At 50.8% G+C, this 13,933-nt stretch carries 7 protein-coding genes; 2 read left to right on the top strand and 5 right to left on the bottom strand.

Annotation, left to right across the window (positions count from 1 at the left end):
• The first annotated feature begins 397 nt into the window (after positions 1–397).
• Both ACO0LN_RS15580 and ACO0LN_RS15585 read left to right on the top strand, forming a co-directional pair.
• A complete protein-coding gene (locus tag ACO0LN_RS15580) occupies positions 398–2,473 on the top strand; it encodes a M13 family metallopeptidase (RefSeq protein ID WP_422975298.1) in 2,076 nt (691 codons plus the stop codon).
• A gap of 201 nt (positions 2,474–2,674) precedes the next feature.
• Positions 2,675–3,970: a hypothetical protein gene (locus ACO0LN_RS15585; protein WP_422975300.1), complete on the top strand. Its 1,296-nt coding sequence runs from the start codon at positions 2,675–2,677 to the stop codon at positions 3,968–3,970.
• 54 nt (positions 3,971–4,024) lie between these two features.
• On the opposite strand, the gene ACO0LN_RS15590 is transcribed toward ACO0LN_RS15585, so the two are convergent.
• From ACO0LN_RS15590 to ACO0LN_RS15610, 5 genes are all read right to left on the bottom strand, one after another.
• Positions 4,025–4,891, bottom strand: coding sequence for a hypothetical protein (locus tag ACO0LN_RS15590; protein WP_422975302.1), 867 nt, complete (start codon positions 4,889–4,891; stop codon positions 4,025–4,027).
• A gap of 29 nt (positions 4,892–4,920) precedes the next feature.
• A complete protein-coding gene (locus ACO0LN_RS15595) occupies positions 4,921–6,759 on the bottom strand; it encodes a CHASE2 domain-containing protein (protein ID WP_422975304.1) in 1,839 nt (612 codons plus the stop codon).
• A gap of 6 nt (positions 6,760–6,765) precedes the next feature.
• Positions 6,766–9,873 carry a beta strand repeat-containing protein gene (locus ACO0LN_RS15600; protein ID WP_422975306.1) on the bottom strand — a complete coding sequence of 1,036 codons (3,108 nt, stop codon included), beginning with the start codon at positions 9,871–9,873 and terminating at the stop codon, positions 6,766–6,768.
• A 77-nt stretch (positions 9,874–9,950) separates the two neighbouring features.
• A complete protein-coding gene (locus tag ACO0LN_RS15605) occupies positions 9,951–12,260 on the bottom strand; it encodes a CHAT domain-containing protein (protein ID WP_422975308.1) in 2,310 nt (769 codons plus the stop codon).
• A gap of 11 nt (positions 12,261–12,271) precedes the next feature.
• Positions 12,272–13,804 carry a ShlB/FhaC/HecB family hemolysin secretion/activation protein gene (locus ACO0LN_RS15610; RefSeq protein WP_422975310.1) on the bottom strand — a complete coding sequence of 511 codons (1,533 nt, stop codon included), beginning with the start codon at positions 13,802–13,804 and terminating at the stop codon, positions 12,272–12,274.
• Between the last annotated feature and the right edge of the window lie 129 nt (positions 13,805–13,933).

Here is a 13,933-nt window from a genome sequence, read left to right on the forward strand (position 1 = left end):
TTTCGCCAGCTCTTTGGCCAGCGCCTGCAGTTTGCTTCTTTCCATTGCGTTTGTCGTCATTTTGGCAATTCCTCATTATAGGAGCTTCATCTGCCAGAATTACTTACACACTTTTATTTACAGGCTCCCGCCCATTGCCGGATAGCTTATGGATGGTCGTGCCGCCTGCCAGACCTGGGCATCCCCGCTTCCCTGTTCCAGTAATCCAGCCAGGTCATAGTGCTGGCCATCAGCCTGATTGGCCTGGCGAGCCAGTTGCCAGGCATCTTCGCTGGTATTTCTTAATCATTATATTTGCCGTTCTGCAGCATAAGTTTCTCTAAATTCTCTGAACTTTAGGAAAATTGAAGCATCTACCACTCTTTCCACACAACAAGCTTCATAGCCAGGACATACCATGTCACGTACCCTTATCTCTCTTGCTCTTGCCAGCCTGTTCACCAATATGCTGGCAACGCCTGCTTATGCACAAAATACAAGTGCAGGCACTAACAGCACAATCAACGCAAATAAACTGCAATCGGGCATTGATTTGCAGTGGATGGATAAAAACGTCAGGCCACAAGATGACTTTTACCAGCACATGTCAGGCAAATGGCTGGCGACTGCAGAAATACCGGCTGACCGTGGCCGCTTTGGTTCATTTGACCAGTTGCGTGAGCTGTCAGAACAAAGGTCTTACGACATCATCCAGGCCCTAGCTGCCAACAAGCAATTGACGGCTGGTTCCAATCAGAAAAAAATTGCTGACCTGTTTAACAGCTTCATGGATGAAGCCCGCGCCAACGAGCTTGATATCAAACCACTGCAAAGCCAGTTTGCCCGCATCGATGCCATTACCGATAAATCAAAACTGCCAGCCTTGATGGCAGAACTCAGCAAGCTTGGTGTCAACACGCCTGTTGCGGCGGGCATTAACCAGGATGCGCGTGACTCCAGCCGCTATGCGGTATATCTGAGCCAAAATGGCCTGACCATGCCTGATCCTGATTATTATCTGAAACAGGATGATGCGAAGTGGCAGGGTTTCCGCGACGCTTATCTCAAACATCTGGAAAAAATGCTGGGTATGAGCGGCCAACCCAAGCCGGAACAAGGCGCAGCCGCCGTCATGGCGTTGGAAACCGAGATCGCCAAAATACAATGGACCAAGGTAGAAAACCGGAAACCGGTTAAAACCTATAACAAGATGGACATGAAACAGCTTGAGCAATTAATGCCTGGCTTTGACTGGGGAACTTATTTCAATGAGACAGGCATGGCAGGCAAAATGGATTATGTCATTGTGCGTCAGCCTGATTTTTTCAGTAACCTGGCCAAGGTCCTTGCAACCACCCCGCTTGATACCTGGAAGACTTATCTGAAATGGCAAACCCTGAACACCTATGCACCTTTCCTCAGCCAGCGCTTTGTCGATCAGGATTTTGAATTCACCAGTAAAACTTTGCGCGGTGTCCCGGCCAATCAGGCGCGCTGGAAACGTGGCGTAGGCCGGGTGGAAGAAGCTCTGTCAGAAGCACTGGGGCAATTGTATGTGGAAAAATTTTTCCCGCCTGAGAACAAGACACGCATGCAAACCATGGTCAACAACTTGCTGCTGGCCTATAAGCAAAGCATAGAAACCCTAAGCTGGATGAGCCCGGAAACCAAGAAAGAAGCCCTGACCAAACTGGCCAAATTCAATTCCAAGATAGGCTACCCTGATCAATGGCGCGACTACAGCAAACTGGCCATTGCCAAGGATGATCTGGTCGGCAATATCATACGTGGCCGTGAATATGAATATCAGCGGCAGTTGACAAAACTGGGCAAACCGGTCAGCCGTACTGACTGGGGCATGAGCCCACAAACCGTGAATGCTTATTACAATGCACGCCAGAATGAAATCGTCTTCCCGGCAGCGATATTGCAGCCACCATTCTTTAATGCGGCAGCCGACGATGCCGTCAATTATGGCGGCATAGGTGCAGTCATAGGACATGAAATCAGCCACGGTTTTGATGACTCTGGCAGCGAGTTCGACGGAGATGGCAATTTGCGTGTATGGTGGACCAAGGACGACAAGGCCAACTTTAGCAAACTGACAACCGCCATGATTGCCCAGTACAGCGCCTATAGCCCGCTGCCGGGCTACAAGGTCAATGGTGCGCTGACTCTGGGTGAAAATATTGCTGATAATTCCGGCCTGTCGATCGCTTACAAGGCCTACCAAATCTCACTGGGTGGCAAGCCAGCGCCAGTGATTGATGGCTACACCGGCAACCAGCGTGTCTTCATGGGTTGGGCACAAGTCTGGCGCGGCAAATCACGCGATGGAGAAACCATACTCAGGGTGAGTACTGATTTCCATTCCCCCGCCGAATTCCGCGGCAACGGTCCCTTGACGAATTTGCCAGAGTTTTACTCTGCTTTTGGCGTCAAGGAAGGCGATAAGATGTATGTTGCGCCTGAAAAGCGCATCACTATCTGGTAATTAATATTCAGACAAAGGTGGGCAGAAATGCCCCCTTCTTTATGGAAATAGCCATAAAATAAGATGTACATTTACCTGAAGGCAATTGTCGGTACAGGCTTTTACAAAAAACGGGCGGAAGCTTATCAGTGTCGCAATGACGATATAGTCCGGCTGTGGCAAAATAGCCGGGATTGAATTTCCATCGATGAAAGCAAATTTATGAGTTTTGTACGCCGTGTCCAGCAAGATAAGTATGATGTCTATGATAAAGAAGACGTGCATGCGCGCTTAAATTTCTTCAAGAATCTGCAAACCATCACGAATGCCATCCATTCGACCAGCAATATCGAGCAAATCATGCTCGATCTGTCGCACGATATCTGCGATCTGTTTGATTGTGAGCGCCTGACGCTATATTCGGTCAACTACAAGAAAAATGCCATCGAATCCAAGGTCAAAACTGGTTTGACCTCATTCAAGGATTTTGCTCTGCCTATCTCTGAAAAAAGTGTGGCTGGCTTTGTCGCCATGAGCAAGCAGACCGTCAATATTCTGAATGTGTATGACGAAACTGAACTCAGGAAGCATTCGCCCAAACTGGAATTTTTGCGCCGTGTTGATCAACGCACAGGTTTTCGCACCAAGCACATGCTGGTCGGCCCGCTGATTCATGAACAAAGCAATGAATTGCTGGGTGTGCTGCAACTCATCAACAACCGCAATGATTGCCAGTTCCCACCACTGCTGGAAGAAGGCTTCAAATACCTGCGCAACACCCTGGCCGTGGCTTTCGCACAGCGCCTGATGTCACCGCAGGTGATTCATACCAAATTTGATTCACTGATCAAATCATCGATACTGTCGATACCTGAACTGGGTCTGGCTGCGCGTGCAGCACGCCGCAAGGGTGTGGACGTGGAAGAAATCCTCATTGATGAATTTGAAGTCAGCCTGACGGATATAGGCAATTCTCTGGCGACATTCTTTGAATGTGAATACCAGCCTTACAAGGCAGACCGTGCCCGCCCGGAGGCCCTGAAAAACTTCAAGCGCGCCTACGTAGAAGATCATCATTGGGTCATCCTCGAAGAGAACGCTGACAGCCTGACCGTCATGACGACAGACCCTGAGCGTGTCATGGCTTCACGTATCGTGCATAGCCTGTTCCCTATCGCAAAAATACAATACGTGGTGACGACACAAAGAGAATTCAGACAAACGGTGGATCAGTTCTTTGGTGATACCGAAACTGCTGCCGCTGCTGCCGAACAAACAGCGCAGGATGCAATTGATACTGTCTCTGCCTCAGAAAAAGCTTTGATCGCACAGGTCAGGGAAACCATACAGGACGCCTTTGCCAAGAGTCATCCTGAATTCCAGATTGACGTGCGCTCACGCGAAGACAAGACTGTCAGCCGTATGCACAAGGACGGCTCTGTACAACGTATCGCAGGCCAGGTCATTGTTGATTTTCATGTCGATTTTCTTGATACCGGCATGAATACAGCAGCATAAAATACTGCGCATTGCTAAAACGCCACGGTCAGAAATGAACGTGGCGTTTTTTGTTTAAGGAGCAGCTTCAGACAGTTTTTGCAAATCAGGCCGCTGTCGCGCTATCTGTTGCCAGACTTGCCTGGCCTCGGCAAAAGCGCGCCTGCTTTGCAGCATGGCGGCATACATGACCCAGTCTTCAACGCCTGCATTGCCTTCTGGCTTCAATTCATTGAGGCTATTGGTTTCTGCCTTGCTAGCCATTTTGAATTCAGCCCTGGCGGTATATGTCTTGCCATCTTTGGGCGAGACGTAAGCAACTTGCCAGCGATAAGTTGTCCCCTCTTCCAGCTTTATCTTCTCTGGTAATTGCCAGTTATTCTCTCGGGTTTTTTCTGTGATGACGGTCTTTTCATCCATGTCCTGGATGCTGATTTCAAAGTCAGCAGTTTCTGCAGAAATCCAGCTAAAGCCGGGGCGCTGGCCCAGCAACAGGGAATTGTTTTCTGGTGTAACGGCAACGATGCGCGGTGGCACCTGGCGCATACGCACGGCACCGGCAATCACATTGCTGGTTTCCGCAGCACGCACGAGTCTTTCTGCCATGGGCCGCACTATCGCTTTTTGCCCTAGCAGGCTGGTGACGCCGTCTTTTTCTATGCTTACCGTTGCAGGACCTGTCAGTTGATATACGGAGCGTGTCGCATATAAGGACAGCGAAGCCCTGGCACCTGTCTCCAGCGTAATTTGCATTTTCGGTTGCAGGTAAGCCAGCAATTGCAGTTTGGATGTCGCTCCATTGACTTCCATCTTGCCATTGCCCTGTACGTCCAGCACCATGCCCAGTGCAGCTTCAGCACGTGCCAGGCCGCAAGTCAGCGCTGCGACGAGACTGACTATAATCGCCAGATAGGTTCTCAATCCACTCATACTTTTTTTCATCATCACACTCATCAATTAAATTGCGGTATTTAAATTTCAGTAACAACAGATACCGGCTGCCAACCCCAAACGGCAATGGCAGAACGTCCCTTGAGGTTTTTATCACCGAGCGGGGTCAGCGTGTCAGCTTCTTCAAGGCTGGCAAGCACGGCCTCCGAACAAACGACAGGATAACCCACGTCCTTGCACAAGCCCTCTATCCTTGCTGCGGTGTTGACTGTGTCACCTATGGCCGTATATTCGTGCCGCTCTGCTGAACCAACCTGGCCAATGACTGCATCGCCCGCATGCAGGCCTATACCTATCTGCAATGCAGGCTTGCCTTCTGCCGCAAATTCCAGGTTCAATGTATCCAATGCAGCCAGCATCGCCTGCGCGGCATTGAAGGCATTTTGTGCTGGATTGTCGAGTCGCTTGGGTGCGCCAAAAAATGCCATCATGCCGTCACCAATAAACTTGTCTATGGTACCGCCATGTTCATGCACAGGCTTGCTCATGACGGCAAAATAGCGATTCAAGAGACTGACCACATCCTCTGCCTGTGCATGTTCACACAAAGTGGTGAAACTACGGATATCAGAAAACAAGACACAAACATGCAAACGCCTGCTTTGTGAAGTCTGGTCTATACGCCCTTCAACTATCTCCTGCATGACAGCCGGGCTGACGCGGCCAGAAAAAGCCTTGCTCAGCCTTTGCTTGTCGATGTAATGCTGCCAGGCTTGCCATGCACTGCTGCTGCTCAAAGCCAGCAAGCCAGTCAGAAAAGCGGCCGTTGGCGGCACCCATACATCATATTGCATGGCGATGCTGCTGGCTGCGAACAGACCCACAGGCGCCACTGCAAACACCAGCACTTTAATGCGTATGCTGCGACCCAGCCAGAACAGGGCAAACAAGGCAGACAAAGCAAACAGACTGAGCGTGCCAGCCTGCTGCAATAAACGCTGATTCAGTATGCTGCGTAGTAACTGCGCGTGTGCCAGTACACCAGGATTAGGATCATTTACTGGCAACCAGGCTGCCAGTGACACTGGCAAATCCACCAGATCAGTCGCATCCATGGTGGCACCGAGCAAGACGACTTTGCCTGCAAAACGTTTTTGTAATTCTGCTGTTTTACCCTGCCCGGCAAGCTTCAAGACTTCTTGTAGCGGGACATATTTGAAGCGCTCACCGAGACGGTAATTGATCAAACCATTCCAGTCCTGTCGTACACCTGCTGCTGCCGCTATCTCAGTCGCCAGGCCGCGTTCACTGCGGTCAGGCTGGCAATCACGCCCCGGAAAGCGGCGTATGCGCTGATCACTGTCGCGACAAAATTCAGCTGAGGCAACAGCCTGAAATTGTTCGCCCTGCATGCCCAGTACAGCTGCGTAATCCACCTGGATATCGCGGTAATGCGCATGCTTCAAATCCCAGATTTTGGCAGTAACCAGCGGCGTGGTCTGTATGCTGTCGAGCAGACCACCCAGCAATATTTTATGAAAATCAACCGCGTCCTTGCGGGTAGAAATGAGACTGTCAAAGCGCTTTTCAGGCAGGCTTAAATCCATGCCTACTACTTTGGCTCCCGCCTGGTTCATGGCTTTCAGAAAATTGGCCAGATGCTGATGATTCAGGCTCAGTGGCTCATCGACTTCATCAAGAAAGGCCTCATCTATTCCCACTACAACGGGGTCTATGGCTATTTTTTGAGGAGAGTATTCACGCGACAATTTGAATTGCAGGTCGAGAATTTTATTGTCTATCGCTATGACCGCTGGCAAACGCAGCAAGATTGCAGCCACAACAAGCAGCACCAGCAAACCCAGCACTTGCAGCAAGCGCGGGGTAAAAAAATCCTGCAGGCGTCTGGACTTGGTCATGGCAACTTAATATCTCAATAAACCAGTGGCTGTGGGCAATAAACCGCCTCTTCCGACCAGACTCAGGGAACTACCGCTGCCCAGCCTGCACAAGTCTGCCGCCAGGTCAGCAAAATCATAAGTCTGCGCATTCAAGTTCACCAGGCTGGCAGAGAAATCGACTTGCGGGCTACTCAATCTGACAGCCCCGTTCACGCCATCAGGTGCCGCTGCCTGTATCAAATTCTTGCCACTACCGTCAAATTTTAATGGCGCACCGCCAAGCAGCAATTGATTACCGCTGGCGATGGTGGCGTTCACCTGTATGTTCACATTACCACCACTGGCAGCCTTGGCCGCAGTATTTGCCTGGACAAAACCACTGCGCAGTATCAAGGCTGGTGCACTGATGCTGATGTCACCGCCATTACCGGTCTGCAAACCTGTCACGGAGGTAGTGATTTGTGAGCGCTCAAGTATCAAAGCGCCTTTACCCTGTACCGTAATTGCACCGCCATTACCATCAAAAGCACTGGTGTTGATATTACTGTTTTTGGCAAGCAGGCGGTGACCGTAGTTGAGGCGAATATCACTGGCCGCCACATTGCCGCTGGCAGAAGCAGTAATCTGCGCTTGCTGCAATGTGATATTTGAGGCATCAATTGCCAGCAGGGTCTTGGCTGGCAATTTGTCGGCGCTGACCTGGGCAGCATTGCTAATTGATACTATGCCCTGATCGATGTTCAGGCTGTCTGTCGCCTTGATATTCACATCGCCGGTATAACCGCTGGATGCAGCACCGGCTTCAGAACTGATGATGGCATTGCTATCTACACGAATTTTACTGGCATTGACATTGACTTCTCCCGCCTTGCCTCTGGCATAGGCACTTGATGAAATCAATGCTGCATTGCTCATCTGCAGTTGGCCCGCCGTGACATTCACGGTCCCCGCATTGCCGACCGACCTGCTGGTAGATTCATCACCGGCATTAGCGCTGCTGAAGATACCGGTACTCAAGACCTTGGGATTCACCTCATCATCCTTGACAGAATTACTGAGTTTGCCATCCAGGCTGATGTTGGCGGCATTGACCTTCACCGTACCAGCTGAACCAGTGGTATAACTGGTCGTGGCCGACGATATCTGACCACCATCCTTCAATGACAGATTGCCTGCCACATTGACAGCTACATTTCCTGCATTGCCTTGTGCCTGCGTGCCAGCATCACTATAGATGCCAGTCGCCAGGCTCTTGCCATCAATATCAAGGCTGGCAGCATCAATGCTGACGCTGCCGCCATTGCCGACAAAATGGGTGGCTGAAGAAATCCTGGCACCGTTTTGTATCTGCAAAGACTGGCTGGTCTTGACTGCGATATTGCCCGCATTACCCGTGCCTATGGTTTCTGCCAGAATGCCGCTGCCGTCACCATCCAGAGCCACAGAGTTGGCAGCCACATTGATAGAACCGCTATTGCCGCGTGTATAAGTCGTGGTGGATATACGCCCTCCACCAGCCAGTGATAATTTACCTGTCAGGCTAACATCAATATCACCGCCATTACCACCACGGAAGCTGGCTGAGGTACGGAAATCACCCGCGTCACTATAGATGCCCGCTTCCAGCCCCTGACCATCAACGCTCAGGCTATTGCCAACAAACCTGATCTTGCCAGCCTGCCCTGCATCAAATGCCGAGCTTGAAATACCCCCCTCAGAAAATATGGAAGTGGCCCCGCTGACATTGACACTGACATTACCGGCATTGCCAGCAGCGCCAGAAATACTGTTGATGCCGGTAGAGACACCGTTGCCATTGATCAGCAATTCTGCCGCAGTGACTTTGACATCGGCACCCTGCCCCACAGAATAAGTAGCGGAAGAGATTTGTGCGCTGTTCAATATGCTGAGCTTGCCTTTGGCAGTGGCCTCAACATTACCAGCATTGCCTGACCCTTTATTGGTAGTACTGAGCAATCCCGTATAAGGGCCATTGGCCTCTGCACCATCCAGCATAATGTCGCTGGCATTCACACGCACATTGCCAGCATTGCCTGAGGTATAGCTTGATGAGGAAATGACAGCACCATTCAGGATATTGAGTTTGCCAGCCACATTGATGTCAAGATTGCCTGCATTGCCATAAGCCTCATTAGCCTGGCTGAAAATACCTGTTACCTGGCCCTTGCCATCCATACTGACACTACTTGCATCCAGCTTGATGGAACCGGCATTGCCAGAACTGAAGGTAGAAGTCGAAATGCGGCCAGCATTGACGATGCTGAGCTGCTGGTTTGCCGTAATAAAAATGTCACCTGATTTGGCGCCGCCATCATTGGCATTGCTGAAAATGCCAGTAGGCTTGCGCGCATCCTGGCCGTCAATCAGAATATTCCCAGCCTGTACTCGCACTTGGGCGCCATCGACATTGCCATTCACCGACGCATTGATGCTGCCGCCATTGAGGATACTCAACTTGCCACCCGCTGCAGGCAAATCACCGGCAAAACCAACTTCCAGCTTGCTCTTGCCCACTGCAGCCACACGCACTGCCGCGCCGGGTGCAAGCAAGCTGGAGTCATTGATCGTGATATCGCCAGCGGCCAAGCTCAGCGCTTGTTGCGGGCGGACATTGACAGTCGCGCCATTTTTGAATTCGATAGTGGCAGAATTATTACCCAAAAATCCAAAAGCTTCAGGCGCGGCTGCAGACAGAGTACTGGCTTTCGCCGTATCGACATAAAAATTTCCATCGGCAAATTTCACATAATCTGCAGTACTGATATGCAAACCTGCAGGTACATCAATGGCAGCCCCGGCGCCAACAATCACACCAGCAGGATTGATGAAATAAAAATGCGGCTGGTTACCCGCAGTTGCACTGAGTTTCAACAAACCATTGATATTCGAGGATGCGCCGCCAGTGACACGGGCTATGACATTTTGCAACACCGTCGTAGTGGTGAAAGTGGCAGACTCACCATTTTCTATACTGAAGTTTTTAAAGCTGTGAAATAAATTACCGCCTTTGGTTGTACCCAGGCTTTGTGGTACAACAAAATTGCCACTGAGGTTTTGTACGGCACCAACTGTGCCGTCCGTGGTGGCACCAGCGTAAACAAATACAGGCATACTTCCAAAAGCCAAGGACAGGCTTACTCTGACAAGGCTTAATCTGAGCAAGCCCACCTTATGTAATTGCTTAGACTTCATAACCAGCTCCCGACCATGATGAATGGTGCCCAATAAAATGGATGACTGAACTGATTATTCTTCATCAATTCCAATTGTGCCTTTTGCAAAGCCTGCGCCTTGCTCGTGACGGGTTCTGCCAGGCGGCGGTAAAACTGACCCATCAGCAAAGTCGCCGCATCATCAGATACGGGCCACAATGAACCCAGGGCACTCCTGGCCCTGGCTTTGAGAGCTGCGCCACTCAAACCCAGTGGTGCCCTGTCATCACCCTCTGCCGTTTCACAGGCTGATAATGTTAATAATTCCAGCTCCTGATTTTTCATACTGCCTGCCCGTAAAAAACCTTGCAGATTATCCATGGTGATCAAGTCATCATGCGCCATGACAAAGGTGCTGTCGGCAGTGCCACCAAACACACCGTGCGAAGCAATGTGCACAATCTGGTAATCACCTGTTTTGACTTTTTGACTAAATGCAGCGACGGTAAATTTCGCATTCAACAAAGTCTGGCTACTGGTCAATTTTTCCAGTGTGCGGATTTCTTCATCGACGCCAGCGAGCGCCAGCATTTGTTGCAATTGCTGGTGTTGTTCTGGCTTGTTCAGGATAACAGTTTCGCTTGTCTTGGGGATGTTACGCAGGCTACGCGTCAGCACGGCCCTGGCAACTTGCCTGCCATTTGCAGTCGTTTGTGGATTAGCTGCCAGCAATTGCTCAACCATTGCACCAGGCAATTTATCAACCACAGCACCTGGCTCACTCATGCCCGCCAGCAGCGTTTTATATGTAGTGTCACCACGTTTGCGCGCACTGGTATTCGTCAGACTCAAAGCAGGCACTACGGCGATCGCATATTTTTCTATGGCAAATTGCTGGCCATCATGCAGGGCGGCAAAGGGTAATAAACGCAACACACCGTCAGGAACAATGACGAGTGTGCGTATGCCTTGTTGCGTGAGTTCAGCATCAACAGGTGCCAGCAAGGCCTGGTACAGCCGCTTGGCCTGCGGTTTGAATGAGAGGTTATCTTTCAGGATATTGCCGAAATCCAGTACATCTGCACGCATCTTTGCGACAGACATAGTGATGCTATGGCGGTACATGCCCTTGCTTGTTTCCAGCAAAAGCTCAAGCCTGTCGGGCAAGATGATGGGATACAGTATTGCTGTATCATGTGCAATCACATCATTCTTGCCAGTCTTACGATTGGCCCTGGCAGTATCAACAGCGCAGCGGTCGCCGAGATAGTCTTGCAATTCTGTTTGTTTGAGCAATTCCAGCACATCGCGGGCGCGACGCAATTGTGCATTTTTTTGTACATCATCCAGTTGCGCCGATGTCTGCAATAGCAAATCTGCCAGCCCCAGATACACTGGCTCCAGGGTTTCGCGGAACGACGAACGGCCATCCTGATATTCGACCGGTATGTCGGTGCGTATTGCTTCTATATGCTCAAGCGCTCTTTGATAGGCGGCGATTGCCTCAGTATTTTTTGCTTGCCCCCGCAAGATGCGGCCATGGCGCCATTCGATATTGATGAGCAGGTCATGCGCTTCCTGGCCCTGTGAAACCAGCAAAGCCTTGTCTGTCAAGGCGAGGGCGTCATCGTAGCGTTGTGCATCTTCGTAAAGCTGTGCAAGCTGGTCCAGCGCTTCCAGTTGCAATCGTGCCTGGCCCTGCTTTGCAGTTAGTTTGTGCGCATGGTCGAATGCCTGGAAAGCCAGGTTCTGCCCTTCTGTGCCCAAAGCCCTGGCTTGGACGCCAAGATTCAGGCTATAGCGGGCAGCTTGTGGCTGTTCTCCTGTTTGTATCAGTTGCTGCCACAATGCCTGCAGGTCTTTCACGCTAGCTGCCGGGGTCAGATTTTTTACTTCCAGCTTTTGCCGGTTCAGTCCGACACTGATCGCGATTGCGGCATCCGATGGTGCCAACTGTAGCGCCGTATCATAATAGTAACGCGCCTGTTCTGCATGCCCCTGTTGCTGCTGCCAGTTGCCAACATCAATCGCATATCCAGCCTTGTCCAGTTTATTGCTGGCGTGATCAAAGGCAAATACCAGGTAGGGTTCCGCCTTGGCAACCTGATGCATCTGCACATAAGTCTGTGCCAGTGCAGATGCTGCCTTGACTTTATCCGCTGTCTGATCCGCTCTGGCGTAAGCAGTTTGTAGTACGGACAATGCCTGCGTGTAACTACCGCTGGCACATTCACGCACGCCCTGATCCAGCGCGGCATCGTTTGCAGATGCGGCCAAGTGAACAGACATTGCCAGTACACTGGCAATCAAGATACATCTGGCTGGTGAGGCAAATTTCTTACGCATATGCCGCACTCTCAAAATAAATGGTAAGTCAATTGGGCATGCACGCCATGGTCTTGCAAGTTGCCATTGCTCTGCCCCGGCAAAGTAATGAGCTTCCTGGTCAGGAACAAGTCGGCTGCCCAGTTTTGCCATTGCCAGTTCATACCCACGCCTATCGAGGCCAGTCTTTGTGCAGCCTCGCCCTGGTTGCTGGCTGTCGCCAGATCAGTAAAGGCAATCAGCTTGAATTTGTGCCCCGCCTCTAGCCACACTGGCAAGGGGTAATGGTATTCTGCATTCAATAACCAGGCACGGTCACGTACGACAGTGTTTTCTCTGTAACCGCGAACGGTAGCGACGCCACCCAGCGAGAATCTTTCCATGGGCAATAAACGGTCTGGTGTTTGCTGCGCAGAAGCGCGTAAAATTATTTGATCGCCGGCCTTGCCGAGGTTTTTTACATACTGCAGTTGCCCTGTCCAGATGCGGTAATGCTGATTGGGTACCTGCAAGTTGTTATTGCTGATATCGCTGTTGTCTATATTATTGCGGCCAAAAGCAAACACACTGCGCAAGGCCAGGGCCTGGGTTTCCCAGCGTTCTGTCCATTCCTGGGAAAAGCGCACTACTTTGGTTTTTGAATAACCATCAGGCTCGCCCGGCGTGAAGGAAAACGCTTCGCCCAATAAACTGGTCTGGCTATCGCGCTGGCTATAGCTGAGGCCAAGTTCGATTTTTCTTTGCAGGCTATTCGACAAAGTCTGGCTCATGCCGAGTTCATAACCTGAACTACGGCTCTTGATATCGATCGCTGCCATGGATTCACCAACAACAGAGGAGCTGCCTTTATCAAGACCAAGCTTCAATGCCGTGCCACGGCTATTCACTGGCATGTTCCAGCCCAGATGTACAGGATCAGCACCTTCGCTATGGGCGACACTGGCTTCCAGATAATCACCATAGCCACTCAGATTGCGCACCCAGCCTGACATGCCCAAAACTTCTGACCCTATTGAGGGCGCACGGTAGTTATTGGCATAGATATTCAGGCCATAGGCTTTGGCACGTACAATATCGATGTCCAGTATGGCAGTACTAGGCTTGTCACCGGGGATGATGCGGCTATTGATTTTTTCAAACAGCGGGTCAGTCAGCAAGAGCTGGAAACGCTGCTGCAAGACCGGCATATTGAATACTTCGTCATCCCTTAGCAAACGCTGCTGCAAATACGCTGGCCGCAGTCTTTCTTCCCCCTTTACCCGTACTTCAGAGATGCGTCCTTCTATCAAACTTATGCTGACTATGCCTGATGGAAAAGGCTCGTTGCCCTCTGCCACGACCAGGATAGCGCCAGAATTGAGGTAACCGCGTTCCACATACAGGCGTGAAATGCGGGTCCGCAACTCTTCCAGATCAGCATAAGTGGCACGCTTGCCAAGATAGGCTGCCGACATTGCTTGCAATTCTGAGGTGTTGATGACTGCGTTGCCACTGAATTGAAACTCCCTGACCAGCACATCTCTGGCTATCATTTGCACAGGAGGTAAATCATTGGCGAAAACCATATCTGGATTCAAGCACGCCAACACAATACAGGCCGCGATCCGTGAAGTACCTGACACTGCAGGTCTTGCAAAAATAGAATTCCACATCGTTATTGACCGCCAGTACTGAGAAATCGATGTGCGGTCATA

This window comes from Undibacterium sp. TC9W (assembly GCF_049339865.1).
Classification (GTDB): domain Bacteria; phylum Pseudomonadota; class Gammaproteobacteria; order Burkholderiales; family Burkholderiaceae_D; genus Undibacterium.